The 25,167-nt window shown below is 54.7% G+C and carries 20 protein-coding genes and 1 tRNA gene; 12 read left to right on the top strand and 9 right to left on the bottom strand.

What is annotated here, in order from left to right; translation table 11 throughout:
• From nuoL to Q1A43_RS03570, 6 genes are all read left to right on the top strand, one after another.
• Positions 1–2,148: an NADH-quinone oxidoreductase subunit L gene (gene nuoL, locus Q1A43_RS03595; RefSeq protein ID WP_299932640.1), complete on the top strand. Its 2,148-nt coding sequence runs from the start codon at positions 1–3 to the stop codon at positions 2,146–2,148.
• Entirely contained in the window at positions 2,148–3,704 is a 1,557-nt protein-coding gene (locus Q1A43_RS03590; protein ID WP_299932637.1) for an NADH-quinone oxidoreductase subunit M, read from the top strand. The genes nuoL and Q1A43_RS03590 overlap by 1 nt, the downstream gene beginning before the upstream one ends.
• 12 nt (positions 3,705–3,716) lie before the next feature.
• Entirely contained in the window at positions 3,717–5,159 is a 1,443-nt protein-coding gene (gene nuoN, locus Q1A43_RS03585) for an NADH-quinone oxidoreductase subunit NuoN (RefSeq protein WP_299932634.1), read from the top strand.
• Between the two features lie 107 nt (positions 5,160–5,266).
• The gene (locus tag Q1A43_RS03580; RefSeq protein ID WP_299927352.1) at positions 5,267–6,007 is read left to right on the top strand and encodes a biotin--[acetyl-CoA-carboxylase] ligase; all 741 of its coding nucleotides are present in this window, start codon (positions 5,267–5,269) and stop codon (positions 6,005–6,007) included.
• Between the two features lie 12 nt (positions 6,008–6,019).
• Positions 6,020–6,796 (top strand): type III pantothenate kinase, encoded by a 777-nt coding sequence (locus Q1A43_RS03575; RefSeq protein ID WP_299932631.1) that lies wholly within the window; start codon positions 6,020–6,022, stop codon positions 6,794–6,796.
• A gap of 6 nt (positions 6,797–6,802) precedes the next feature.
• Complete coding sequence (locus Q1A43_RS03570) at positions 6,803–8,470, top strand: ribonuclease J (protein WP_299932628.1); 1,668 nt, start codon at positions 6,803–6,805, stop codon at positions 8,468–8,470.
• Between the two features lie 80 nt (positions 8,471–8,550).
• Here Q1A43_RS03570 and Q1A43_RS03565 read toward each other — a convergent pair whose 3' ends face one another.
• From Q1A43_RS03565 to Q1A43_RS03555, 3 genes are all read right to left on the bottom strand, one after another.
• Complete coding sequence (locus tag Q1A43_RS03565; RefSeq protein ID WP_299932625.1) at positions 8,551–9,951, bottom strand: DEAD/DEAH box helicase; 1,401 nt, start codon at positions 9,949–9,951, stop codon at positions 8,551–8,553.
• Positions 9,952–10,149: 198 nt separating this feature from the next.
• Positions 10,150–11,112, bottom strand: coding sequence for a glycosyltransferase family 2 protein (locus Q1A43_RS03560; protein ID WP_299932622.1), 963 nt, complete (start codon positions 11,110–11,112; stop codon positions 10,150–10,152).
• The gene (locus Q1A43_RS03555) at positions 11,109–12,845 is read right to left on the bottom strand and encodes a glycosyltransferase family 2 protein (protein WP_299932619.1); all 1,737 of its coding nucleotides are present in this window, start codon (positions 12,843–12,845) and stop codon (positions 11,109–11,111) included. Before Q1A43_RS03555 ends, Q1A43_RS03560 begins: the two co-directional genes overlap by 4 nt.
• Before the next feature lie 145 nt (positions 12,846–12,990).
• On the opposite strand from Q1A43_RS03555, the gene tgt reads away from it, so the two are divergent.
• From tgt to lon, 3 genes are all read left to right on the top strand, one after another.
• Positions 12,991–14,118 carry a tRNA guanosine(34) transglycosylase Tgt gene (gene tgt / locus Q1A43_RS03550; RefSeq protein WP_299932616.1) on the top strand — a complete coding sequence of 376 codons (1,128 nt, stop codon included), beginning with the start codon at positions 12,991–12,993 and terminating at the stop codon, positions 14,116–14,118.
• 13 nt (positions 14,119–14,131) lie between these two features.
• The gene (locus tag Q1A43_RS03545) at positions 14,132–14,689 is read left to right on the top strand and encodes a hypothetical protein (RefSeq protein WP_299932614.1); all 558 of its coding nucleotides are present in this window, start codon (positions 14,132–14,134) and stop codon (positions 14,687–14,689) included.
• 204 nt (positions 14,690–14,893) lie between these two features.
• Positions 14,894–17,302, top strand: coding sequence for an endopeptidase La (gene lon, locus Q1A43_RS03540; RefSeq protein ID WP_299932612.1), 2,409 nt, complete (start codon positions 14,894–14,896; stop codon positions 17,300–17,302).
• Positions 17,303–17,350: 48 nt separating this feature from the next.
• Here the strand turns inward: lon and Q1A43_RS03535 are convergent, their stop codons facing one another.
• Complete coding sequence (locus Q1A43_RS03535) at positions 17,351–17,551, bottom strand: hypothetical protein (RefSeq protein WP_299927326.1); 201 nt, start codon at positions 17,549–17,551, stop codon at positions 17,351–17,353.
• A 166-nt stretch (positions 17,552–17,717) separates the two neighbouring features.
• Here Q1A43_RS03535 and Q1A43_RS03530 point away from each other — a divergent pair, with 166 nt between their 5' ends.
• Both Q1A43_RS03530 and Q1A43_RS03525 read left to right on the top strand, forming a co-directional pair.
• The gene (locus Q1A43_RS03530) at positions 17,718–18,140 is read left to right on the top strand and encodes an HU family DNA-binding protein (RefSeq protein ID WP_299927323.1); all 423 of its coding nucleotides are present in this window, start codon (positions 17,718–17,720) and stop codon (positions 18,138–18,140) included.
• 246 nt (positions 18,141–18,386) lie between these two features.
• A tRNA-Val gene (locus Q1A43_RS03525) sits at positions 18,387–18,462 on the top strand.
• A 77-nt stretch (positions 18,463–18,539) separates the two neighbouring features.
• On the opposite strand, the gene Q1A43_RS03520 is transcribed toward Q1A43_RS03525, so the two are convergent.
• The 5 genes from Q1A43_RS03520 to Q1A43_RS03500 all read right to left on the bottom strand — a co-directional run bounded on the left by Q1A43_RS03520 (position 18,540) and on the right by Q1A43_RS03500 (position 24,431).
• Positions 18,540–19,988: a methyl-accepting chemotaxis protein gene (locus Q1A43_RS03520; protein WP_299932610.1), complete on the bottom strand. Its 1,449-nt coding sequence runs from the start codon at positions 19,986–19,988 to the stop codon at positions 18,540–18,542.
• A 95-nt stretch (positions 19,989–20,083) separates the two neighbouring features.
• Positions 20,084–21,268: a VWA domain-containing protein gene (locus Q1A43_RS03515; RefSeq protein WP_299932607.1), complete on the bottom strand. Its 1,185-nt coding sequence runs from the start codon at positions 21,266–21,268 to the stop codon at positions 20,084–20,086.
• 134 nt (positions 21,269–21,402) lie between these two features.
• On the bottom strand, positions 21,403–21,570 hold the full coding sequence (locus Q1A43_RS03510; protein ID WP_299927314.1) for an apolipoprotein acyltransferase: 168 nt from the start codon (positions 21,568–21,570) through the stop codon (positions 21,403–21,405).
• The gene (locus Q1A43_RS03505; protein ID WP_299932604.1) at positions 21,567–22,949 is read right to left on the bottom strand and encodes a DUF2927 domain-containing protein; all 1,383 of its coding nucleotides are present in this window, start codon (positions 22,947–22,949) and stop codon (positions 21,567–21,569) included. Before Q1A43_RS03505 ends, Q1A43_RS03510 begins: the two co-directional genes overlap by 4 nt.
• 642 nt (positions 22,950–23,591) lie before the next feature.
• A complete protein-coding gene (locus Q1A43_RS03500) occupies positions 23,592–24,431 on the bottom strand; it encodes a MoxR family ATPase (protein ID WP_299932601.1) in 840 nt (279 codons plus the stop codon).
• Between the two features lie 282 nt (positions 24,432–24,713).
• Here Q1A43_RS03500 and dksA point away from each other — a divergent pair, with 282 nt between their 5' ends.
• The gene (gene dksA / locus Q1A43_RS03495; protein WP_299927307.1) at positions 24,714–25,136 is read left to right on the top strand and encodes an RNA polymerase-binding protein DksA; all 423 of its coding nucleotides are present in this window, start codon (positions 24,714–24,716) and stop codon (positions 25,134–25,136) included.
• The last annotated feature ends 31 nt before the right edge of the window (positions 25,137–25,167 follow it).

Below are 25,167 nucleotides of genomic sequence, written 5' to 3'. Positions count from 1 at the left end.
ATGGAGAGCATCATCCTTTTCGCCCCGCTAGTGGGCAGCTTGATTGCCGGGTTTGGCTGGAAGTTCATTTCGATCCGCGGTGCGCAATGGGTATCAACCGGTTTGTTGTTCCTCGCCTGCGCCCTCAGCTGGATCGTCTTCCTGACCCATGGCCCTGAGACCCAACATATTCAGGTCTTGCGCTGGATCGAAAGCGGCACCCTGAGCACCGATTGGGGCATTCGCCTCGATCGCCTAACCTCGATCATGCTGATTGTTGTCACGACGGTGTCGGCGCTGGTCCACCTTTATAGCTTTGGCTACATGGCCCATGATGATCAGTTCAAAGACGGCGAAGAAAGCTACCGCGCACGTTTCTTTGCTTATCTGAGCTTCTTCACCTTCGCGATGCTTATGCTGGTGACCTCGGACAACCTTGTTCAGATGTTCTTTGGCTGGGAAGGCGTGGGTGTTGCCTCATACCTCTTGATCGGCTTCTACTATCGCAAGCCAACCGCCAACGCCGCCGCGATGAAGGCCTTTATCGTCAACCGTGTGGGTGACTTTGGCTTTGCGCTTGGTATTTTTGGCCTGTATTTCTTGGTCGATAGCGTCAAGTTTGACGATATCTTTGCCGCGGCTCCTGCACTGGCGGAAACGCAGCTGCATTTCCTTTGGGGCACATGGAACGCCGCCGAAGTTCTGGCGCTGCTGCTCTTTGTTGGTGCCATGGGTAAATCGGCTCAGCTGTTCCTGCACACATGGTTGCCCGACGCGATGGAAGGTCCGACACCTGTTTCGGCGCTGATCCACGCTGCGACCATGGTTACTGCCGGTGTCTTCCTTGTCTGTCGCATGTCGCCGCTGATGGAATTCGCGCCAAACGCCACTGGTTTCATCACTTTCCTTGGGGCGACCACGGCGTTCGTCGCGGCCACCATCGGTCTGGTCCAAAACGACATCAAACGCGTCATTGCGTATTCCACCATGTCCCAGTTGGGCTACATGTTTGTGGCGGCGGGTGTCGGCGTTTACTCGGTCGCGATGTTCCACCTGTTCACTCACGCCTTCTTTAAGGCGATGTTGTTCTTGGGGGCCGGTTCGGTCATCCACGGCATGCATCACGAACAAGACATGCGCAACTACGGTGGTCTTAAGGACAAGCTGCCCAAAACCTTCTGGGCGATGATGATCGGTACTCTGGCCATCACCGGTGTTGGTATCCCGCTCACCCATATTGGTTTCGCTGGCTTCTTGTCCAAAGATGCGGTGATCGAAAGCGCGTGGGCTGGGACACAGGGCGGTTATGCCTTCTGGATGCTGGTTATCGCGGCTCTGTTCACAAGCTTCTATAGCTGGCGCCTGATGTTCTTGACCTTCTTTGGCAAGCCGCGCGGCGACAAGCATACGCACGAACACGCGCATGAAAGCCCAATGGTCATGTTGGTGCCGCTGGGTGTTCTGGCGCTTGGATCAGTCTTTGCCGGTATGGTTTGGTACGGATCGTTCTTTGGCGACCACAATCAGGTCAACAAGTTCTTTGGCATCCCGGCACATGCCGAAGCCGTCGAGCATGGCGATGATCACGCGGCACCCGCTGCTGACGATCATGCAGCCGACGATCATGCAGATGACCACGGTGACGCCAAAGAGCATGTCGCCATGCACAGCGACCCCGATCATGCGGCAACGGCAGCGGCCCATCACGGCGCAGCACCCGAGGGCGCGATCTATATGGCCCCGGACAACCATGTCATGGACGAGGCGCATCACGCACCTGTCTGGGTCAAGGTTAGCCCGTTCATCGCAATGATCATTGGTTTGGCCACGGCTTATTGGTTCTACATCGTGAACCCGAGCTTGCCAAAACGACTGGCCGAGGCGCAGCGCCCGCTGTACCTGTTCTTGTTGAACAAATGGTACTTCGACGAAATTTACGATTTCTTGATCGTTCAACCGTCGCTGAAACTCGGACGCTTCCTTTGGAAAAACGTCGACGAGGCTATCATCAAGGGCACCCTCAACGGTATCGCCATGGGAATTGTGCCCTACTTCACACGGCTTGCCGGTAAGGCGCAGTCTGGTTTCATCTTCACTTATGCCTTTTGGATGGTGATCGGCATGGCCGTTCTCATCACCTGGATGACGCTCAGCGGAGGAGCGCACTAATGGGTAACTTGCTTTCCATAGTCACCTTCCTGCCTCTCTTGGCGGCCCTGATTTTGGCTGGGTTGCTGCGCGGCAAAGGCGAGGCGGTTGACCGCAATGCCAAGTGGTTGGCGATGTTCGCCACCACGGCCACCTTTCTGATCTCGCTTTTCATTCTCTTTCAGTTTGATCCCGCTGATACCGGGTTCCAGATGGTCGAAGAGCGTGAATGGCTTTTGGGTTTGAAATACAAAATGGGCGTCGACGGGATTTCGGTTCTGTTTGTGATGTTGACCACCTTCATGATGCCGCTGGTGATTGCAGCGTCTTGGGACATCAGCCACCGTGTCAAGGAATACATGATCGCGTTCCTGCTCTTGGAAACGCTGATGCTTGGCGTGTTCATGGCGCTTGATCTGGTCCTGTTTTACCTGTTCTTCGAAGCGGGCCTGATCCCTATGTTCCTGATCATCGGGATTTGGGGCGGAAAAGAACGCATCTACGCCTCGTTCAAGTTCTTCCTCTACACGCTGCTTGGTTCGGTTCTGATGCTGGTTGCGATGATCGCGATGTACGCAGATGCGGGCACCACCGATATCGTCAAACTGCTCAGCCACAACTTTGCCACCGAAAGCTTTAGCATTCTGGGTATTCAGGTTGTCGGCGGCCTCCAGACCATGTTGTTCTTGGCCTTCTTTGCCAGCTTCGCGGTCAAAATGCCCATGTGGCCGGTCCACACCTGGTTGCCCGAAGCTCACGTTCAGGCCCCAACGGCCGGGTCTGTTGTTCTTGCGGCGATCTTGTTGAAAATGGGTGGCTATGGCTTCTTGCGCTTTAGCCTGCCGATGTTCCCGGTTGGCTCGGATGTCATGGCGAACTTTGTGTTCACCCTGTCGGTCATCGCGATCATCTACACCTCGCTGGTGGCGCTGGTCCAAGAGGACATGAAAAAGCTGATCGCCTATTCCTCGGTTGCGCACATGGGGTATGTGACAATGGGGATCTTTGCGGCCAACCAACAGGGTGTTGATGGCGCGATCTTCCAGATGTTGAGCCACGGCTTTATCTCTGGCGCGCTCTTCCTCTGTGTTGGCGTGATCTACGACCGGATGCACACCCGTGAGATTGATGCCTATGGCGGCCTCGTAAACCGGATGCCGGCCTATGCGCTGATCTTCATGTTCTTCACCATGGCCAATGTCGGCCTGCCGGGCACCTCTGGCTTTATCGGGGAATTCCTGACGCTGATGGGTGTCTTCCAGAAAAACACCTGGGTAGCAGCTGGTGCGACAACCGGTGTGATCCTGTCGGCTGGTTATGCGCTGTGGCTCTATCGCCGCGTCGTCATGGGCGACCTGATCAAGGAAAGCTTGAAAACCATCACCGATATGAACCTGCGTGAAAAGCTGATCTTTGCGCCGCTTGTCTTTATGACAATCTGGTTGGGGGTCTATCCGGCTCCGATCCTTGATCGCATCGGCCCATCGGTGACGGCACTCGTACAACATTATGACACGGCTGTTGCCGCGGCGGACCTAAGTGCGCCAGCGGAATCCGCTGATGTCGAACATCATTAAGGGGGCGGGGTTATGATCTCGGCTGATCTCAATATCATCCTGCCGGAAATCCTGCTTTCGGTTTTTGCCATGGGCGCGCTGCTTGGTGCGGTCTACACCGGCAAGGACAAGCTGGCCTCGACCCTGACATGGGTCACAGCAGCAGTGTTTCTGGTTCTCGCCTTCTGGATCGGGATGACCGGCGAAGGATCCACATCTGCCTTTGGCGGTCTACTGGTTGTTGACGGGTTCGCCCGTTTCGCCAAGGTCGTCATCTTGGCGTCTGCGGCCTGTGTTCTGTTGATGAGCGAAGGTTACATGGCGCGTCGTGGCATGTTGGTGTTCGAATATCCCATTCTGGTGGCTTTGTCGGTTGTCGGGATGATGGTCATGGTGTCGGCCTCCGACCTGATGACACTCTATATGGGCCTCGAACTGCAGTCGCTGGCGCTTTACGTTGTCGCGTCTTTCCGTCGTGATAGCGCGAAATCGACCGAAGCGGGCTTGAAGTATTTCGTGCTTGGCGCGCTAAGCTCGGGCTTGCTGCTCTATGGTGCGTCTTTGACTTACGGCTTTGCCGGAACAACCAACTTCGAAGGCATCATCGCCGCGGCTGTTCATGGTCACGTCTCGACCGGCCTGTTGATCGGTCTGGTCCTGCTGATCGCCGGTCTGGCGTTCAAAGTCTCTGCTGTGCCGTTCCACATGTGGACACCGGACGTCTACGAAGGTTCGCCCACACCGGTCACTGCCTTCTTTGCCACCGCGCCAAAAGTCGCGGCCATGGCAATGTTCGCCCGTGTGATGTTTGACGCTTTTGGTCAGGCCATCTCGGATTGGAGCCAAGTCATCGCCTTGCTGTCGGTTCTGTCGATGTTCCTAGGGGCCATCGCCGCAATCGGTCAGCGCGACATCAAACGCCTGATGGCTTATTCGTCGATCGCACATATGGGTTTTGCCCTGATGGGTCTTGCGGCCGGCACTGCGCTTGGTGTGCAAGCCATGCTGATCTACATGGCGATCTATGTGACCATGAATATCGGCACTTTTGCCTTTATCATGTCGATGGAACGTGATGGCCAACCGGTCACAGATATCGACAGCCTCGGCATGTACTCCACCCGTGAACCGGCAAAAGCCTTGGCGATGTTGGTCCTGCTGTTTAGCTTGGCCGGTATTCCACCGCTTGTTGGCTTCTTTGGCAAATTCTACGTGCTGCGCGCGGCTTATGAGGCTGATCTGGCGTGGCTGGCAATCGCCGGTGTGATCGCCTCTGTGATCGGTGCGTTCTACTACCTCCGCATTGTCTTCTTCATGTATTTTGGCGAAGAGCAAGAAGAGGCGCTGGAAACAAACGGGTCTTGGGTTCTCAAAGGTGGGTTGTACCTGTCCGCACTAATTATGGTGCTGGGTGTGGTCAACCTGTTTGGTGTTGAAACATGGGCGCAATCGGCGGCGGCCACATTGGTCCAGTGATCGACCAGCCTCAAGAATGAACAAACGTGACGCGCCCATTGTGGCGCGTCATTTCTATTAAGGCACCGCGACTTCGCTGGTGACCCATAAGCTGGAAAGGGCGACATATGGCTTGGCCTGATGGATATGGAAAACGTGTGTTGGCCGAAGTGGACAGCACCAACGCCGAAGCGGCCCGGATCGCCAAAGATCTGGCTGGCCCGGAATGGATACTGGGCCTCAAGCAAACGGCGGCCCGTGGCCGTCGGGGTAGGGCGTGGGTCAACCCGCTCGGCAATTTCTCGGCGACGCTGGTTTTGCGACCAACCGAAACTCCGGATGTTGTGGCCTTGCGCAGCTTTGTCACCGCCCTTGCGCTCTATGATGCGTTCGAAGCCTTGACCGGGACATCGGCGGGTTTGGCTCTAAAGTGGCCCAACGATGTTTTGCTAAATGGCGGCAAGGTGGCGGGTATTCTTCTCGAAGGGATCGGCGGACCCGGTGGGCATTTGGCCATCGGTATCGGCATTAACCTGATCGCCGCCCCGGATGCCGCTCAGGTTGAAAGCGGGGCGGTTGCGCCTGTGTCACTTTTGGCCGAAACCGGAAAACGCGTCAGCCCCGAGATGATGTTGGCGGCTTTGGCCAAGGCTTATGCCGCGCGAGAGGCCAGCTTTGTCACCTATGGCTTTGCCCCGATCAGACAGGCGTGGATGGATCGCGCTGCGCGTTTAGGCGAGGTAGTAACAGCACGATTGGCCAATCATGAGGTCACCGGCACCTTTGAAGAGGTAGACGCGCAAGGCAATCTGGTCTTAAAGACCGCAAAAGGCCGCGAAGAAATCGCGGCTGCTGATGTGTTTTTCTGAAAGGCGTAACGCATGCTTTTGGCGATTGATTGCGGCAACACCAATACGGTTTTCTCGATCTGGGATGGGGAAAGCTTCTTGTGTACCCTGCGCACCTCGACCCACCATTCGCGCACGGCGGACGCCTATTTTACCTGGTATTCGACCCTCGTGAACCACTACGGGCTAAACGTTGACATTACGGACGTGATTATTAGCTCAACAGTGCCGCGCGTCGTCTTTAACCTGCGTGTCTTTGCCGATCGCTTCTTTGGCTGTCGCCCGCTGGTCGTTGGAAAACCCGGATGTGATTTGCCGATCCTGCCACGCGTTGACACCGGAACCGGTGTTGGCCCGGACCGTTTGGCCAATGCGGCGGCGGCCTATGATCGTCATGGCGGTGATGTCGTTGTGGTTGATTTTGGCACGGCGACCAATTTCGATGTGGTTGCCGAGGACGGGGCCTATGTTGGCGGCGTCATCGCGCCCGGTGTGAACCTCAGCCTCGAAGCCTTGCACCAAGGGGCGGCCGCGCTTCCTCATGTTGACATTAGCCAACCGGAGCAAGTGATTGGAACCAACACCGTTGCCTGTATCCAATCGGGTGTGTTTTGGGGCTATGTTGGGCTGATCCAAGGGATCACGGCGCGGATCAAGGCAGAATACGGTCGCCCGATGAAGGTTATTGGCACAGGTGGCCTTGCCCCCTTGTTTGCGACGGGCGAAATGCTATTTGACAGTATCGAAGACGACCTGACCATGCATGGGCTGACCGTCATATATAATTATAACAAGAAAAATGGGGGCTAAGAGCGCATGAGTTCGGAGCGGTTGATCTATCTACCTTTGGGCGGTGCCGGCGAAATCGGCATGAATTGCTATGTCTATGGCTATGGCAAACAGGGTGAGGAACGTTTGATCGTTGTTGATCTTGGTGTGACTTTCCCCGACATGGACAGCACGCCGGGTGTTGACCTGATCCTGCCGGACATCACATGGCTCAAGGAAAACCGCAACCGGATCGAGGCGGTGTTCATCACCCACGCCCACGAAGATCACGTCGGTGCGGTTGGCCATCTGTTTGGTGATCTGGGCGTCAAAATCTATGCCCGTGCCTTTACCTCGAACATCGCGCGCCACAAGCTTGCGGAATATGGAGTTGAGGGCAACGCGGTGCAAACCGTCGGCAAATGGCCCGAAACCGTGCAGGCAGGGCCGTTGACTGTTGGTTTCCTGCCAATTTCGCATTCGATTCCCGAAAGCAGCGCGCTGGTCATCGATAGCCCAGATGGCCGTGTGATCCATACCGGCGACTTCAAACTCGATACAACTCCGCTTGTTGGCGAAGCTTGGGACCCCGAGCTTTGGGCCGAAGTGTCCAAGGATGGCGTCAAAGCCTTGGTTGTGGATTCGACCAATATCTTTTCGCGCAGCGCAGGCCGATCCGAAGCGATTGTCACCCCGGCGGTTGAAAAGCTGGTGGCCGAGGCCGATCAGATGGTCATCGCAACGACCTTTGCCTCCAACGTGGCTCGGGTCAAATCCTTGGCCGAAGCGGGGGCCAAGGCGGGCCGGTCTATCTGTTTGCTCGGCCGGGCGATGCGTCGGATGATCGAAGCCTCGGTCGAAACGGGGGTTTTGAAAAACTTCCCACCGGTGATTGGGCCGGAAGACGCGGTGCAACTACCGCGCGACAACGTCATGTTGATCGTCACCGGATCCCAAGGTGAACGCCGTGCGGCCAGTGCGCAATTGGCGCGTGGGAAATACAACGGCATCACCTTGAAAGAGGGCGACCTGTTCTTGTTTTCGTCGAAAACCATTCCGGGGAATGAACGCGGTGTGATCCGCATCATGAACCAGTTCTCGGAGCAAGGCGTTGATATTGTTGGTGATGGCGATGGGGACTATCACGTCTCGGGTCACGCCAACCGCCCCGATCTTGAAACCATGCAAGACATCGTCAAACCGCAAATCGTGGTACCGATGCACGGCGAACACCGTCATTTGCGCGAGCATGTCAAACTCTCCGAAGCCAAGGGCCGTCAGGGAGTGTTGGCAGTCAACGGAATGATGATTGATCTCAGCGGCAACAAACCCAAAGTGACGGAATACATCGAGACTGGTCGCACCTATCTGGATGGATCAGTGCAAATCGGTGCCTTGGACGGCGTTGTTCGCAACCGGATTCGTATGGCGTTGAACGGGCATGTTTTGGTCACGGTGATTTTGGACGAAGATGACGAGGCACTTGGTGATCCATGGTGTGAAGTCATGGGGTTGCCAGAACAAGGGCGCAGCCATGCACCGCTGGTTGATATTTTGGAAGAAGACCTGTCGCAATTGTTGGGTCGGGCAGGGGCCAAGATCATGACCGATGACGATAAGTTGGAAGCCGAACTTCGCAAAGTCACGCGCCAAAGCTGCCAGAATGAGATCGGCAAAAAGCCCGAAGTCACCGTGGTGATTAGCCGTTTGAGCTGATCCTTCAGGACAAGACACCACAACAAAAAGCCCCGCGATCAAATCCTGATCGCGGGGCTTTTCTATTTCAATAGATTATCTTAGCTGGCGCGACGTTCGTCGAAGCTTAGCGCGATAAACTCGGGCATATGATCGCCCATGCCGACTATCGTGTTGTCGCGACCACCGCCAGAACGACGGTTGTCGGTCTTGGGTTTTTCGTTGCGGCGTGACCGTGTATTTTTAGCTTCGCGCGGCTCTTCGGGTTTGGCGCGGCTCGTCTTGACCGGCTCATCCTTTTTCTCGTCACGTTCGCGAACGGGCTTCTCGGCTTTGACCGGTTTTTCACCGGGTTTCACCGGGTTTTCGATCCGGGGAATCTCTTTTTGGATCAAAGCTTCGACAGCGTCGAAATACTTTTCATCGCGTGGAATCACGATGGTAACTGCCTTGCCATCACGTCCGGCACGGCCTGTTCGGCCAATGCGATGCACGTAATCTTCGGCATGGCTTGGCACGTCAAAGTTGAACACATGGCTCACCGATGGGACGTCAAGACCGCGGGCTGCCACATCTGATGCCACAAGAATGCGCAGATCACCATTGCGGAACCCATCCAAGGTTCTCGTCCGTTGGGATTGGTCCAAATCCCCATGGATCGGAGCCGCGTCAAAGCCATATTTCTTAAGGGATTTTGCAACAATATCCACATCAACCTTGCGGTTGCAAAAGATGATGGCGTTTGTGCATTTGTCGCCTTCGGCTTCGATCAACGCGCGTAGAACTTTGCGTTTTTCGCTTCCTTCACGGTCACGACGCGAGGCTTTGAACACAACCGCACCTTGTTCGATGGTTTCGGATGCCGAAGCCTGACGGGCAACTTCGATCCGGGCCGGTGCCGAAAGGAACGTATTGGTGATCCGTTCAATTTCCGAGGCCATAGTGGCCGAAAAGAACAGGGTCTGGCGGGTGAAAGGTGTCAGGCTGAAAATGCGTTCGATATCTGGGATGAAACCCATATCGAGCATCCGGTCAGCTTCGTCGACAACCATAATCTGAACGCCGGTTAGCAAAAGCTTGCCGCGTTCGAAATGGTCCAAAAGACGGCCGGGGGTGGCAATGAGAACATCGACACCTTTGTCGATCAACGCGTCTTGTTCCTTAAAGGAAACGCCGCCAATCAACAGGGCCTTGGTCAGTTTGACATGCTTGGAATAGGTGTCAAAGTTTTCCGCCACTTGCGCCGCCAATTCGCGGGTCGGGCACAAAACCAAAGAGCGTGGCATTCGCGCACGCGCACGACCACGGGCCAACATCGAAATCATCGGGAGCGTAAAACTCGCGGTTTTGCCGGTGCCGGTTTGGGCGATGCCCAACACATCCTTGCCTTCTAGGGCGGGTGGAATAGCCCCGGCTTGGATCGGGGTTGGGCTTTCATAGCCCGCCTCTTCCACAGCTTTTAGGACTTTGGGGCTTAGGTTCAGGTCACTGAATTTTGTCATTCGGGTCCGTATTTTTTGCGGACACGATCCTTGGCCCGCTGGCAGCTTAGGGGGCAGGCCCGTTCGGCCTTGCATGGTTGCATTCTCAACCCCTTGGCGCGTGGTTTAGTTAAAACATGCGCCAAGGTCAATCACGGCGGTCACATGGCCGTGTGTCTTATCCATTGATTGTTTCAATTTCGGCAACTTTCCCCGGTTTTACAGCGTATTGATGCCTGGAAAGTGTTTTTCACGTAGGGTTTGGAAATTCATTTGATGCCTGCGCAGCAAACCATTTGCCTTGAGCCGGAGACAAAGGTCGATATCTGCAACGCAAACTTCGTGGAAAAACGCCTTCAAAGCCTTTTCGCCCCCTTCAGATTCGATGGCTTGAAACAGATCATGTAAATTCGGGGTGCCGTCTTTGCGCACCTGCGGCTTTAATTCAGATCGATACGACCCTTGAGCAAGGCGAAATCGGTAGGCTTGGATGAAGTGTTGCCAGCTGTCGGCGTGAAAATGGCCAAGTTCAATGTCGGGAATCTCAACTTGGCCTGGGTTTTGAACGCCATCCAGAGCAATGTTGTGAATTTTGATTTGAAGGCCTTTTAATCCGGTGCGGAAAAACAATTTCCCCGCCACATGGGATAAAAACCCACCCGATAAATAGGGACCCCAATTGGGAAAACAGGCCTCTGACGCGGCTTGGCGTTTTTGTTGATCCAAGTGAAAGGCTTTGAACGCGGTTTCGCCGGGTTCTACCGCGTCCCCATGCGCCAAGGCTTCGATCGGTCGGACACGGGCGCATTTGGCTTGGGCTGGCAACGCGCCCAGTAGATCGCCGATATCGGTCGTTGGAAACAGGAATTCGTCGACATCAATATGCGCCAACCAATCGACCTCGACCCGTCGGTTGTTGGCATGACGGGCGTTGAGGCTTTGGCGGACCTGATGTTTTTGAGGACGGCCTTTGCGCTTGTTCCAATAGGCGTCATCGGTGTGCAAGGCCTTGATCTTTGGATGTGATTTCAAGGCCGCCAGCGTTTCTGGCACGTCATCGTCGAGATAGAGATAAAGGCGATGCGCCCCGAGCTCAAAATGCCAAGATGCGAAATTCAAAATTGCGGTAAGGGGGGCTTTGATTGTCGAAACGACACCCCAACGGGCGTTGAGATCGGTCAAGGCATCCTCCCGAATACGCGCATGACGCTGGCGTCAAAATCGAATTGATGGTGCAACAGCATTTTGCGGGCTTTGAGGCGGGCGCGCAACTCTGGTGTGTCGGCGCACACCTCGTCAAAGAACGCGCGCAATCCTGCGTCGCCTTCTTCGTCAGAGAGGAATTTCAACAATTCGGCTTGGCCCAATTCCGGGCGTTCAGATCGGGGGCGATAGCTGCCCTTTGTCTGGCGGAAATCAAGATGGCCTCGGAAATGTTCCCAGCTGGGGGCATGAAAATGCGCAAGGTAAAGCCCCTCTGGCTTTTCGCGATTGCTGGCATCTTCACCGTTGTATTTCAACGTGTGAATGCCAAGTCGCGTGTCGGGAATACCCGTGCGGGCGAAAACTTTGCCTGAACTATGGGATAAGAAACCGCCATATAGATGCAGTCCGAATGTCGGGTAAATGTCTTGAAGGTCAGACTTTTTTACCCCGGCTTGTTTGTGGGTCAGCTTGAAATATTCCGGTGTTCCGCGGTCGGGGGCCAAGGCTTCGGCCGGGGGAATGCGCGCCATGGAAATTGCCGGGCCAACGGAGGCCAGTTTCTCAATCATAGGCGCGTCGGTCATGATGAATTCATCAACGTCAATATGGCCCAACCAATGCAAATCATCCTCAGTGGCGCGTAGGGTTCGCGTGGCATTATAGGCCTGACGCAGCTGATGCGCCTCCATCCGGCGTTTACCGGTTGATTGCCAATAGGCGTCGTCGCAGAGGGTGACATGGATTTTCGGATGGCGCGCTAGAAACGCCGCGGTTTCCGGTTTGGGATCGTCCAAAAAAATATGGAGCGTGTCTGCGCCAAGCTCAAGATGATGGGCTGCAAAGCGGGCAATCTGACCCAAAGGGGCCTTTATCGTGCTTACAATGCCCCATCTCAGGTCTTGTTGGCCAATAGTGAGACGATCCACCGGAACTGGTGCGATGTTGGATTTGGCTTTGACCTTTTTCAGCCGGTCACGGCGGGTCTTCATCACCTGTAGGCGGCGGAAAAGCGTCCGCTCATCATGGATGAGAAGCTCAATCAAATGATGGGCAAGGGGGGCAATAGTGGTATCGCCCTGTGCCTCTTGCCAAAGACGGGCAATCAGATTGACATCCAAACCGCCGCCAGAAATGGAATAGCTGTCCATATCCAACGGAAGTTTTGCCCGAACTTTCCCAGTTAATGCAAAGGGTTGATCAGGTGTTAGGCCGGAATATAAGCGTTCGGATTCATAAAGTTTCATAGCGCCGAACAAGGCGGTCATGGCAAGGCCGGTGGCGCGTTGGGTGGCATTTGCCCCGTGATCGCCAAAGGTGGTGATCGCCGAAACCAACCATCTCTGATCCAATTCCCGAACCAATTGCGCGCCATGTTCGGCCCAAAGCCGCACAAATAGGGCAGGGGCATGATCAGGCACATCCCGTTTGCGCAAATGGGCGATCAGCATTCCATTTAGATAGGACAGCTCGGACAGCCCCTGCAATTCTTCGCGCAATTGAAAGCGTTTGCGGTGATAGCTTGACCGAAACGGGCGCGTTTCTTGGTCGATGTGGTTTGGATCGGGCACAACCTGATTGGCCAGCGTGTTTAGATCAACGTCGAGGGGGGGTAATCCTTCGCCCTCGGCATAGCTAAAACTGTCGCGACGACCCTCATATTGGGCCAGCAAGGCGTTGATACCGCCCTTATAAGTTGGTGTTCTGCTCATTCCTTTATCATCCTGTGCGCGCATGTCGGGGGCAAGGGGGCAAAGCCCAGCCAATGACAGGTTTTGCAATCTGTGGCCTTGGTACCTCCATCTTGGCCTGCAACTGGGGCTTGGCAAGCGCGCCGTCATGAGGCAAACCGACGGTATGGCACAGACATCCTTTGATCTTCAGGCCCAAGATGGGCAGGCCCGCACCGGTGTCATCCACACCCCGCGCGGCGATATCAGAACCCCGGCTTTCATGCCGGTCGGCACCGCAGCAACCGTCAAGGGTATGCTGCCCGGAAGTGTCCGCGAGACTGGCGCGGACATCTTGTTGGGCAACACCTATCACCTGATGCTGCGCCCAGGTGCAGAGCGGATCAACCGATTGGGTGGGCTGCATAAATTCATGAATTGGGACCGTCCGATTTTGACGGACAGCGGCGGATTTCAGGTCATGAGCCTGTCGGATTTGCGCAAGCTGACCGAAGAGGGCGTGACCTTTAAATCTCATATCGACGGGTCCAAACATCACCTGACGCCAGAGCGGTCGATGGAGATTCAAAAACTCTTGGGCTCCGATATTGTCATGGCCTTTGATGAATGCCCGGCGCTGCCTGCGGATCGGGATCGGATTGCGGAAAGCATGCGTCTTTCGATGCGGTGGGCGCAACGTTCGCGCGACGCCTTTGGCGATCGCCCCGGGCATATGTTGTTTGGCATCATGCAGGGTGGCCTTGAAAGTGATCTCCGAGAAGAGAGCGCCAAGGCGTTGATTGATATCGGTTTTGACGGATATGCCGTTGGTGGGCTGGCCGTTGGTGAAGGGCAGGAGGCGATGTTTTCCTGCCTCGACTATGCGCCCGGATATTTGCCCAAAGACAAGCCGCGTTATTTGATGGGCGTTGGTAAGCCCGACGACATCGTTGGTGCCGTTAAACGCGGCATCGATATGATGGATTGTGTTTTGCCGTCACGCTCGGGGCGTACCGGGCAAGCCTGGACACGTCGTGGCCAAATTAACATCAAAAACGCCCGCCACGCCGACGATCCGCGCCCGATTGATGAACATTGCACCTGTCCGGCCTGTTCCGGTTATAGCCGCGCCTATCTTCATCATGTGTTCCGATCCCACGAGATGGTCAGCGGAATGTTGTTGACGTGGCACAACCTGCACTATTTCCAAGAAATCATGCAGGGTATGCGGGATGCGATTGCCGAAGGGCGGTTTGATGCATGGGAGGCCGATTTTCATGCACAAAGGGCCCTCGGTGACATCGAACAGCTTTAAAAGGACCAAATTCATGCGTGTTTTGACCACAGCTTTGTTGTGCATGTGCTTTCCGTCTATCCTTTTGGCCGACGGATTTTGTGGGGTCACCGATGAACAAGAGATCCTTGATCGGTTGCAAGGGACATGGGCGCGCGATGGGTCTATGTCGATCGAGAATGCTGTGACGTCCTTTGTGAAGGGGTCCTCGGCCTACCAAGTTGAAATCGCGTCAAACGGCTCCGTGACATCGCAGTTCTTCGACAACCTCACAGGCCAACCCCAAGACACAGCGCTTTCCGAGACACGCCCCTACGATGTGGATCGGGTCGACGATCTGCTTGACACAACTGGTCGTCCTGATCTGGCCGATGTCCTGTCTGACACCAAATGCGGGCCATCGGACCTGCCACAATTGGTTGTGACCATGCCAGAAACCAGCGGGATGAGCGCCGCTGGGACCATCACCTATATCGCCTATTTTGACGACCGGGTTCTGGAACTCACTGAGTTGACGCTAAAAAGTGACGAAACTGTGCTTTATATGACCGAAACCGTGCTCTTGCGGCCCCAGAACACCAACAAAGAGTAAGCGAAATCCCCCCAATCTGCGGCAAAACCCCACTTGCACCTGCGGTGGGAGAGGTCCATTCTAAACACCAAAGGCGGCGCTTTGGGGGAGGTCGCGCTTGAACTTGCGCGTCATTAACCCCAGATTAAGCTTCCGAGACCGGAGATGGACAAGTGTTGCCGCAAAGCGGGGCCGGGGCCATCTTGCCAAGAACAGGAAACGAGCATGAAACAGCATCTTAACCCCTCATATCCCGTGCTGCCGTTGCGCGACATTGTCGTGTTCCCGCATATGATCGTGCCGCTCTTTGTAGGGCGCGATAAATCGGTGCGTGCGCTCGAAGAGGTTATGAATGACGACAAGCAGATCTTGCTTGCCAGTCAGATTGATCCATCGGTTGATGACCCGGATACTGACGGCATTTACAAAGCCGGCGTTCTTGCCAACGTTTTGCAATTGCTGAAACTTCCCGATGGCACTGTCAAAGTGTTGGTCGAAGGGCAAACACGTGTTCGGATCACCGAATACCTTGATAACGATAGCTTCTTCGAAGCCAGCTGTGACCACCTGACCGAGATGCCCGGCGATCCAGCCGCTCTCGAAGCGTTGGTACACACCGTTTCCGAAGAATTCGAGCGCTACGCCAAGGTCAAGAAAAACATCCCAGAAGAGGCGCTCTCGGCTGTGGGTGAAGCGACTGAATCCGCGCAGCTTGCCGACCTTGTCGCCGGGCACTTGGGGATCGAGGTTCCTCAGAAACAAGAACTGCTTGAAACTCTGTCGATTTCTGAGCGTCTTGAGAAGGTCTACGGCCTGATGCAGGGCGAAATGTCTGTTTTGCAGGTTGAGAAAAAGATTAAGACCCGCGTCAAAACTCAGATGGAGAAAACCCAGCGCGAATATTACCTGAATGAGCAAATGAAGGCCATTCAGAAGGAGCTGGGTGATGGCGAAGATGGCAGCAATGAAATTGCTGAACTCGAAGAGAAAATCAACGAAACCAAGCTGAGCAAAGAGGCCAAGGAAAAGGCCGACGCGGAGCTGAAAAAGCTCAAGAATATGTCGCCTATGTCGGCCGAAGCCACGGTTGTGCGCAACTATCTTGATTGGATGTTGTCGATCCCGTGGGGGGCAAAAAGCCGTGTCAAAAAGGACTTGAACCGTGCTCAGGAAGTCCTTGATACAGATCACTATTCTCTGGACAAGGTAAAAGAACGGATCGTCGAATATCTTGCGGTTCAAGCCCGTAGCTCCAAGCTCAAAGGCCCAATTTTGTGCCTTGTTGGCCCTCCAGGTGTTGGTAAAACCTCGCTTGGTAAATCTATGGCCAAGGCAACAGGACGCGAGTTCATTCGCATTAGTCTTGGCGGCGTGCGTGACGAATCCGAAATTCGGGGCCACCGTCGGACTTACATCGGGTCGATGCCGGGCAAGATTATTCAAGCGTTGAAAAAGGCGAAAACCACCAATCCGCTGATCTTGCTCGATGAAATCGACAAGATGGGTCAGGATTTCCGTGGTGATCCGGCGTCAGCCATGCTTGAGGTGCTTGATCCGGAGCAAAACGCGACCTTTGTCGATCATTACCTTGAGGTCGAATATGATCTGTCGAACGTGATGTTTGTTACCACGTCGAACAGCTACAATATGCCCGGCCCACTGTTGGACCGGATGGAGATTATCCCTCTGTCTGGCTACACCGAGGACGAAAAGCTCGAGATTGCCAAGCGACACTTGGTTGACAAGCAGGTCAAGAACCACGGTTTGAAAAAGGGTGAGTTTGAAGTCAAGGACGATGCTCTGACCGCCATCGTGCGCTATTACACCCGCGAAGCCGGGGTGCGGAACCTTGAGCGTGAGATCGCCAAACTGGCGCGCAAAGCTGTGACCAAAATCGTCAAGAAAGAGGACGACAAAGTCTCAGTAGACGCCGATAATATTGATGATTTCCTTGGCGTGAAAAAGTATCGCTACGGCCTCGCCGAAGAGGAGAACCAAGTCGGTGTTGTTACCGGTTTGGCCTATACATCTGTTGGTGGCGATCTATTGCACATCGAGGCGTTAAAATTGCCTGGCAAAGGGCGGATGAAGACGACCGGTAAGCTAGGCGATGTGATGAAGGAATCCATCGAAGCCGCGGCAAGCTATGTCCGCTCGATTTCGCCAGAGATCGGGGTGAAGCCGCCGAAATTTGATACGTTGGACATCCACGTTCACGTGCCGGATGGCGCAACTCCCAAAGATGGCCCATCGGCTGGTTTGGCGATGGTGACGTCTATTGTGTCTGTGCTGACCGGCATACCTGTGCGTCGCGACATCGCCATGACTGGTGAGGTTTCGTTGCGCGGGAACGCTATGCCAATTGGCGGCCTCAAGGAAAAACTCCTCGCGGCGCTACGTGGTGGTATTACCACAGTGTTCATCCCTGAAGAGAACGAAAAAGATCTGGCGGAGCTTCCGGACAATGTCAAAAACGGGTTGAAAATCATCCCGGTTAAACACGTGTCAGAAGTGTTAGAGCAGGCGTTGACCGCACAACCTGAACCGGTTGAATGGGACGAAGCCGCCGAAGAAGCCGCCGCAGCCGCCGCTTTGAGGGCGAAAGACACCGGCTCTGGTGCAATTGCACACTAAAATACAGGCCCCGCGGGAAACCTCGGGGCCTTTTTTATCTTGCCCTGCTTAATTCGCCAGGGCTGCGCCAAAGACGGCAATGGTCGCCAAAGTGATCACCAATGCTCCAGATGGCGCGCTGCTGGATGCGGCCTCTTCCTCAATCATGACTGGTGCCATAACCGGTTCGACGATCGGATCGTCAAGCGACCCTGCGTGAACGGTATTGGTAAGAGCTATGAACATTGCAGCGGCAGCTAGACTTTTCATCACATATTCCCCAAAAAAACGAAAATCCGGAGATTTCTGCCTGATTTTTTGCATGTGAGTCAAGCAATTGCTGGCATCAATTGCGTTTTTACGTTAACCTTAAAGCAGAGAGCACGAGCTCCGGCGCACAAAACGCGCGTATATAACAAGAGCAGAGACAGGCAAAATGGCAACAACGACCCGGAAGACGACCCGTTCGACAACGGCGTCCAAGACCAAATCGACACCATCCAAAGCGATCGACAAAACAGAGACAGTACCTGCGGCATCGGACCCCGAAGTGGCGATCCAGGTAGAAGAGCTCCCCTTGTCGACTCGCGAAGAGATGAAGAAAAAAGAGCTGATCGAATTGGCGGTTGAACGCAGCGGTGTCAAGAAACGCGATGCGAAACCAGCCATCGAGGCGGCCTTGGCGATCCTTGGCGAAGCTTTGGCAGAGGGGCGTGAAATCAACATGCGCCCGCTTGGCAAGATCAAAGTGAACCGTATGAAAAAAGGTGTGAATGGTCAGGTGATTAACGCCCGAATTCGTCAACCAGAAGAGGGCAACAAAGCCGATCCTGATCCACTTGCGCAGGCGGCGGAGTAAGCTTGGTTCGCCGGGCCTGAGCTCAGCGAATGCAGACTTCTTTCACTTCCTAGATGTCAGGAGATTAAGTCTCTTGTCACTTTCCAAAAATCATCGGAGCGCACCCTGAAAAGGGCGCGCTTTCTTTGTTATGAACCGCTTAGTTCGGGTCAAAGTTCTTCGAACATAAGATTGTCAAAAAACCTGTCGAAAAAGTTCATTTTGCCTCTTGCGCCGATCAGCTGCCTTGGCTAAACACCGCCTCACGGGTGATTAGCTCAGTTGGTAGAGCGCTTCGTTTACACCGAAGATGTCGGGAGTTCGAGCCTCTCATCACCCACCATTATATCTCATAAACAAGCAGTTACCAACAGTTTTGCTAAATAGGCAAAACGTTTGCCCGCGGGAATTGGCTGATGTCTACGCGGCAATCTCCACGTCGGGGTCTCCCGCCGCATCAAACCGAAACTGCTGCATCATTCGACGCAATTCAGCGGCGGTTTTTTGCATCTCTTCGGTCGCGCTCAGGGTTTCATGCACCATCGCGGCATTTCGTTGTGTAAACGAATCCATTTGGCCAACGGCTTGGTTGATCTCTCCAAGACCGCGCGATTGTTCCGCCGAGGCTGCGGCAATGGTCGATGCCAAAGACGAGACCTTGGCGAAATCTCCAACGATGCTATCCAACATTTCACCTGACTGCGCGACAAGATCAACCCCAGACTGAACCTCTTCACTGCTCTTGTTGATCAGGTTTTTGATCTCTGTGGCGGCTTCGGAGGCGCTATTGGCCAGATTGCGGACCTCGGCGGCGACAACCGCGAATCCACGGCCAGCGTTGCCGGCCCGTGCGGCCTCAACACCGGCATTCAATGCCAAGAGGTTGGTTTGAAATGCGATGTCATCGATCAGACTGATGATTTGTGTGATTTGATCAGAGGAGTTTTGGATTTGTGTCATGGCATCCGTGGCTTTGCGCACCACTTCTGCGCCATTCATGGCCTCCTTACGTGCCGTCTGTGAAACCTGATCCGCCTCTAGGGTGTTCTCGGACTGGCTGGCCACGCTTTCAGTGATCTCATGCATGGCAGCCGCGGTTTCTTCGAGCGACGCGGCCTGGCTCTCTGTCCGAGTCGATAGGGACACCGTCGATTGCGCCACTTCAGCCACGAGATGGGTGAGTGTAAGCGCGGTGTCAGACACCGATTGCATCATGTCGCCTATTTTACCCGTCGCCGAGTTGATTGCCTGACGTAGACTGTTATGCGTTTCTGGAAAGTCGCTATTGGCGGGGGGCGGGATTTGATAAGTTAAATTGCCTTCGGAAAACTCGGCCATGGCATAGCTAATGTGGTTAAAAGCCACGTGATCCTGTTCGGCGACGGCGTCGTAATAGGCCTTGGACACCAATTCCATGTCCAATGCAAAAGCAAGGTTCAGGGCCGTCAACATTGCGTCAGTGTTGCGCCGTTCAGACCGTTTAAAAACACTGGGTTTCGATGTTTTGGCCAACAATTTGACCTGCATGGCCGACGTGGCCCGCGCATAGGTCGAGAAGAACAAAGGGAAGGGAAGCTGAATGGCAAAATGCACCCGTCCGATACGATCGGTCGAGGCAAAATAAGACTCATCAAATGTGCCCGACAAGAGCATTTTCCAATGATGTCTTTGGGCTTCGCGGGCGGCATCACGGGCCTTGTCAGAGGGAAAGAATGCGCCCGCTTCGCCATCGGCCATGTTTTGAGCGTATAGAGTTTTCAGAACCTCATCCAAAGCGGGTTCCAATATTTTCCCGGCTTTTTCAAGTACTTCAAGTGTTTCACCTGTCAGGTCAAAAGTGTTCAGCCGGTCCTGATAGTCGTTCGTCATGTCGTCGCCCTAAATTACTTGGGGCGATATTTGCCGTAGATGTGTTTACAAAAATCAAACGTCGGACCGAGAATATATCCAACTGTGATAATTGGTTAACGACCCAATAGGCGCATGCCCCGATCGATGCCATCTAGCGTCATCGGTACCATGCGATCTTCGAAAATCTCGCGGATCATGTGGATGGATTGCGTATATTGCCAGTGCTTTTCCGGCACCGGATTGATCCACAAATGATTGCTCCATTGATCGCGCATGCGTTCCAGCCAGATCTGACCGGCTTCCTGATTCCAATGTTCATTTGCTCCGCCCGGATAGGCGATTTCATAGGGCGACATCGACGCATCACCGACAAAGATGCATTTGTAATCCGCCCCATAGGTGTTGAGCACCTCCCAAGTTGGGGTTTGCGCATCCCTGCGACGCCGGTTATCGCGCCACAGACCTTCGTAGACGCAATTGTGGAAGTAGAAGTGTTCGAGATGTTTGAACTCCACCCGCGCCGCAGAGAACAGCTCTTCGACGATCTTCACATAGGGGTCCATAGAGCCGCCGGCATCGAGAAACAGCAATACTTTGACCGCATTGCGCCGTTCGGGGCGGGTTTTGACGTCGAGATAGCCATGTTCCGCAGTTGCCTGAATGGTGCCGTCTAGATCAAGCTCATCCACGGCCCCGTCACGCACCCAATTGCGCAAGCGTTTCAGCGCGACCTTGATGTTTCGGGTGCCGAGTTCAACGGAATCATCAAGGTTCTTGAATTCGCGCTTGTCCCAGACTTTGACGGCGCGCTGGTGGCGGGATTTATCCTGACCAATGCGTACGCCTTCGGGATTGTAGCCATAGGCCCCAAAGGGCGACGTCCCGGCGGTACCAATCCATTTGTTGCCCCCCTGATGACGACCTTGCTGTTCTTTAAGGCGCTCTTTGAGCGTCTCCATCAGCTTGTCAAAGCCTCCCAGCGCCTCGATCTCGGCCTTTTCTTCGGGTGTGAGATGCTTTTCGGCCATTTTCTCAAGCCAATCGGCCGGAAGGTCGACAGCGTCGAGAACTTGTTCGGGGGTGATGGCGTCCAAACCTTTGAAAGACGCGGAAAAAGCCCGGTCAAACCGGTCAAGGTGACGCTCATCCTTGACCATGGCGCTGCGACCCAGAAAGTAAAAGCTTTCAACGTCATAGGTGGCAAGCCCGGCCTTCATCCCTTCGAGAAAGGCGAGGTATTCGCGCAAGGACACCGGCACACCGGCGCTGCGGAGATTTTCAAAGAAGGGTACAAACATGCGCGGACCTTATGCGAGGCCGACGGGGCCTTCAATATGCGCCGTTGCGTTCAAATCATTCCACGACAACGCAAAAACGCCCCGGAGGTCCCCGAGGCGTTTATGTATTGTTTGTCGGGTCCCAAATGTGGTCTTCAGGCGATCAGTTTTTCAATCGCGATGGTCAGGATGACCCCGACAAGGGCAAAGGCAATGGCATATCCAACCGCATATTGGGCGATATCAGCCTTGTCACCGTTACGGCGTTTGGCCGTCATTCCGCCGATCAACGCTCCGATCAATGCGCCCAAGATAACGATCATAACCCGCCAATTCTCCGTCTTTGTGGGTTGAGCGAGCCGATTTCGCGCAGCTTTGCACGCACGGCCCAGTCAGAGCCGAACCCGTAGCGTGCCCAGCCAAGCGAGTCCAGTCGGACTTGGCGGCCTTCGGTGGTGCGGCCCGTCATTTCCAACGCTTCGGCGCGCAACATCATTAAGGTCGCCAACAACGCCGCGTTTTCATGGCGCATCGCTGTGTCGAGATGGGGCGTCAAAAGATAAAGCGCATCTTCTCCGCGACCGGCGCTGATGGCATAAGCCGACAGCTGTGACGCCACATAAGAGCGGTGGAGGGCTGTGTCCGGACCGGTGCCAAAGTGGCGTTGCGACAGAACAAAGTGGTCCTGCGCGGCCTCGGGATCAACCGCTTGCAACAAGCGGCCCATGGCATAATGCGAAAACGCCAGACGGTGATCGGACCAGCCCATGGCCTTGGCTACCTGCAACGCTTCGGTGGCGGCGGCGCGGCGTTGGGCGGGATTGGCACCGGGGCCAAGCGCGGTTTGTACGGCGTCAATCCAAACACGCGGCGTTTTGTTCAAACGTCGGGCCGGTTTGCCCTGACCTCGTGGGTTAACCTTGGCAAGAATCGCAGGAAGGCGATCGGCCACTTGGCTTCTGGTCATGCCATTGCGCAACGACGGGTCGTAGTAAATGCGCAGAATGGTCATGTCATACCCTGTGAGAACCGTGTGCACGTTGTCGTCGTTAAAGACGCTGTCGGGCAAACGGTACAAATCGTTCAGCGGGCCAAGTGCCTGAGCCAGTTCTTCGTGTAAACAGTCACGGACTTCCTGAGCGCTGGAATCATTGGGAATAAAGATCGCCAATTTGTTGCGCTTGGTTAGCTGTGACCAGCTGGTCTTGCGGGTGCGACGATGGGCTTTGTATTCCTGAAGGGTCGAGACATTCGGAACAACAAAACAGGCCGCCTGGGGTAGGTATTTGCGAATATCGGCGCGGGTCACGGCCTGAATGGTGATATTGGCGTTGGCCGAGTTGGTCAGATTGATGTTGATCCCGGCCTCATTGCGAAGACGATGCAAAAGGCGTGTCAGATCAGGGCCCAAAGACGGCGGCGGCGATCCGGCGACATTGACGGAAATCGGGCCTTCAAAGCGGGTCAACATGCTAAGCGTGCGCCCCGATTCCAGCGTAAAGGCCAGATCAAGAAAGTCGCGCGCCATATCAGAGTTGGAGGCGACCGGGGCCTGCGGGCGGGGGACCGAGAACACCTTCATCGGCGGAAGGCCGGTGTCGACGGTGGTGGCTGATCGCGTTGGGGTGTCTGATTGCGAGACCGGCATACAAGCCCCAAGCATCAGATAAAGCGGAAGAAGAAGTCGACGGGTTCTACGCATCACAGCCTCGGGTCATTGAGGAAAGGTGTGACAACGCCAAAGGGGTCAAAAGACACCGGGCGATGACATCGAATACCTGAGACAACGTCGAGAAGGGGCGTATGATATAAGTGGCCGCACGACAGGATAGCGCACCAAAGCGGTCCGCAAGCGGCGAGGTGAAGGTCGCATAAGGCAAAGAGACACCCCGAAATGACACTACATCATTCCGAAAATCTGTTCGCACTGGACCGCCCTCTGCACGCAAAGCGCGCTCGGTCAAAGCCATTCGTTGGGACACGTTTAGAAGCCTGCCTGCTCATTGTTTTACTCAGATGTACAAGACATCCGGTGTTTTTCTGTCCTCTGTAGGGAGACTATAGGGCAAAAACACGGTTTCTGCACAGAGCGGACTGAACCCAATGACAAAATTTTTTCCCGTTTGTGGGATTGGTCCAATTTGTCATAAAACGCAGGGGTTTGCGAGGTGCAACTATGCAACATTCGACTATCGGAATAGGGGTAATTGCCTGTTGAAACACGGCGCATTTGCGGCTTTTGGCCTAGGTGACGCAGGGGCAAAGCCGCGCATTGGGCGTAAAAGTGGTTAAAACGTGTTAACCACTCTTAACAAGTTACGAGAGTTTAGGGGCAACCGCTTGTTTAGCGGTCGCGCCGCGCCATAAAGGCCAGTCGCTCGAACAAATGAACGTCTTGTTCATTCTTCAGCAAGGCACCATGCAGCCGGGGCAGGGCGTTTGCACCATCTCGCTTGAGGTCCTCAGCATCCAGATCCTCAGCGAGCAACAGCTTGAGCCAATCCAGAACCTCGGACGTTGATGGTTTCTTTTTCAAACCGGGTTGGTCGCGAAGCTCGTAAAACTGCGTCAGAGCCGTAGTCAAAAGCGCGTCTTTGATTCCGGGATGATGGACTTCGACAATTTTACGCAATGTGTCGTGATCGGGGAACTTGATGTAGTGAAAGAAGCAGCGGCGCAAAAACGCGTCGGGCAATTCTTTTTCGTTGTTTGAGGTGATGATCACAATCGGCCGGTTCACGGCCCGGATGGTTTCGCCGGTTTCGTAGACGTGAAACTCCATCTTATCGAGCTCTTGCAACAGATCGTTGGGGAACTCGATGTCGGCCTTGTCGACTTCGTCAATCAACAAAACCACTTTGCGATCGGCCTCAAAAGCCTGCCAAAGCTTGCCTTTGCGGATGTAGTTTTTCACATCGTTGACGCGCTCATCGCCCAATTGACTGTCGCGCAAACGGCTGACGGCGTCATACTCATATAACCCCTGTTGGGCCTTGGTGGTCGATTTGACGTTCCATTCAATCATCGGCGCACCCAGCGCATCGGCCACCTGACGGGCCAGTTCCGTTTTCCCGGTGCCGGGTTCGCCTTTGACCAATAGAGGGCGCTCTAGGGTCACGGCGGCATTCACTGCCATAGTCAGATCGTCGGTGGCGACATAGGAATCGGTGCCTTGAAAGCGCATGGAACTCTCCTGAAAACTTCGGGCCAAGGCGTATCCAGAGCGGGGCGGCTTGGCAAGATGCACCGTTTCGTCACTTTGCTCAGGATGTTAGCGTTCTCATGGGGAAGTGACTTGTTTACGGGAGTTTAGGAGATGTTGTTCTACTATCGTTTTCCGTGTCCCAATTTGACGCTTTCGCTAGTGACATCACCGTGGCCATGCGGTAGATGCTGCGCCGAGGGGCACCAATACTCTGGAGAGATACTTAACATGACGGATGTTGGTGAAACGAACGGGGGTACCATGAAACCTGAGAATTTCCTTCCTGACGATTATCGTCCGGTAGACAACGAACCTTTCATGAATGAACGGCAGCTTGAGTATTTCCGCCGCAAGTTGTTGGCTTGGAAGACTGAGCTTTTGGCGGATAGCCGTGACACGATTGAGACCTTGCAAGAAGGTACGCGCAACATTCCGGATGTGAATGATCGCGCCAGTGAGGAAACCGATCGTGCGCTTGAACTTCGCACACGTGATCGTCAGCGCAAGCTGGTCAACAAGATCGACGCCGCGCTGCGCCGGATTGACGAAGGCGAATATGGCTATTGCGAGAAAACCGGGGAACCCATCAGCCTGAAACGGCTTGATGCGCGCCCGATCGCGACCATGACGCTCGAAGCGCAGGAACGCCACGAACGGCGCGAAAAGGTCCATCGCGACGACTAATTGGGTCACCCGATTTGGTAACCGGCGCTGT

This window comes from uncultured Pelagimonas sp. (assembly GCF_947498515.1).
GTDB lineage: Bacteria > Pseudomonadota > Alphaproteobacteria > Rhodobacterales > Rhodobacteraceae > Pelagimonas.
Note: the sequence above shows the minus strand (reverse complement) of the source record. Positions and strands in the feature narration are given on the sequence as shown.

Excerpts from the sequence above, each read along its gene's own strand:
- dksA (WP_299927307.1), top strand. The coding sequence starts at position 24,714 with ATGAAACCTGAGAATTTCCTTCCTGACGATTATCGTCCGGTAGACAAC.
- Q1A43_RS03570 (WP_299932628.1), top strand. The coding sequence starts at position 6,803 with ATGAGTTCGGAGCGGTTGATCTATCTACCTTTGGGCGGTGCCGGCGAA.
- Q1A43_RS03565 (WP_299932625.1), bottom strand. The coding sequence starts at position 9,951 with ATGACAAAATTCAGTGACCTGAACCTAAGCCCCAAAGTCCTAAAAGCT.
- Q1A43_RS03520 (WP_299932610.1), bottom strand. The coding sequence starts at position 19,988 with ATGACGAACGACTATCAGGACCGGCTGAACACTTTTGACCTGACAGGT.
- Q1A43_RS03500 (WP_299932601.1), bottom strand. The coding sequence starts at position 24,431 with ATGCGCTTTCAAGGCACCGATTCCTATGTCGCCACCGACGATCTGACT.
- Q1A43_RS03545 (WP_299932614.1), top strand. The coding sequence starts at position 14,132 with ATGCGTGTTTTGACCACAGCTTTGTTGTGCATGTGCTTTCCGTCTATC.
- Q1A43_RS03575 (WP_299932631.1), top strand. The coding sequence starts at position 6,020 with ATGCTTTTGGCGATTGATTGCGGCAACACCAATACGGTTTTCTCGATC.
- Q1A43_RS03510 (WP_299927314.1), bottom strand. The coding sequence starts at position 21,570 with ATGATCGTTATCTTGGGCGCATTGATCGGAGCGTTGATCGGCGGAATG.
- nuoL (WP_299932640.1), top strand. The coding sequence starts at position 1 with ATGGAGAGCATCATCCTTTTCGCCCCGCTAGTGGGCAGCTTGATTGCC.
- Q1A43_RS03505 (WP_299932604.1), bottom strand. The coding sequence starts at position 22,949 with ATGCGTAGAACCCGTCGACTTCTTCTTCCGCTTTATCTGATGCTTGGG.
- Q1A43_RS03515 (WP_299932607.1), bottom strand. The coding sequence starts at position 21,268 with ATGTTTGTACCCTTCTTTGAAAATCTCCGCAGCGCCGGTGTGCCGGTG.
- tgt (WP_299932616.1), top strand. The coding sequence starts at position 12,991 with ATGGCACAGACATCCTTTGATCTTCAGGCCCAAGATGGGCAGGCCCGC.
- Q1A43_RS03530 (WP_299927323.1), top strand. The coding sequence starts at position 17,718 with ATGGCAACAACGACCCGGAAGACGACCCGTTCGACAACGGCGTCCAAG.
- lon (WP_299932612.1), top strand. The coding sequence starts at position 14,894 with ATGAAACAGCATCTTAACCCCTCATATCCCGTGCTGCCGTTGCGCGAC.
- nuoN (WP_299932634.1), top strand. The coding sequence starts at position 3,717 with ATGATCTCGGCTGATCTCAATATCATCCTGCCGGAAATCCTGCTTTCG.
- Q1A43_RS03555 (WP_299932619.1), bottom strand. The coding sequence starts at position 12,845 with ATGAGCAGAACACCAACTTATAAGGGCGGTATCAACGCCTTGCTGGCC.
- Q1A43_RS03580 (WP_299927352.1), top strand. The coding sequence starts at position 5,267 with ATGGCTTGGCCTGATGGATATGGAAAACGTGTGTTGGCCGAAGTGGAC.
- Q1A43_RS03535 (WP_299927326.1), bottom strand. The coding sequence starts at position 17,551 with ATGAAAAGTCTAGCTGCCGCTGCAATGTTCATAGCTCTTACCAATACC.
- Q1A43_RS03590 (WP_299932637.1), top strand. The coding sequence starts at position 2,148 with ATGGGTAACTTGCTTTCCATAGTCACCTTCCTGCCTCTCTTGGCGGCC.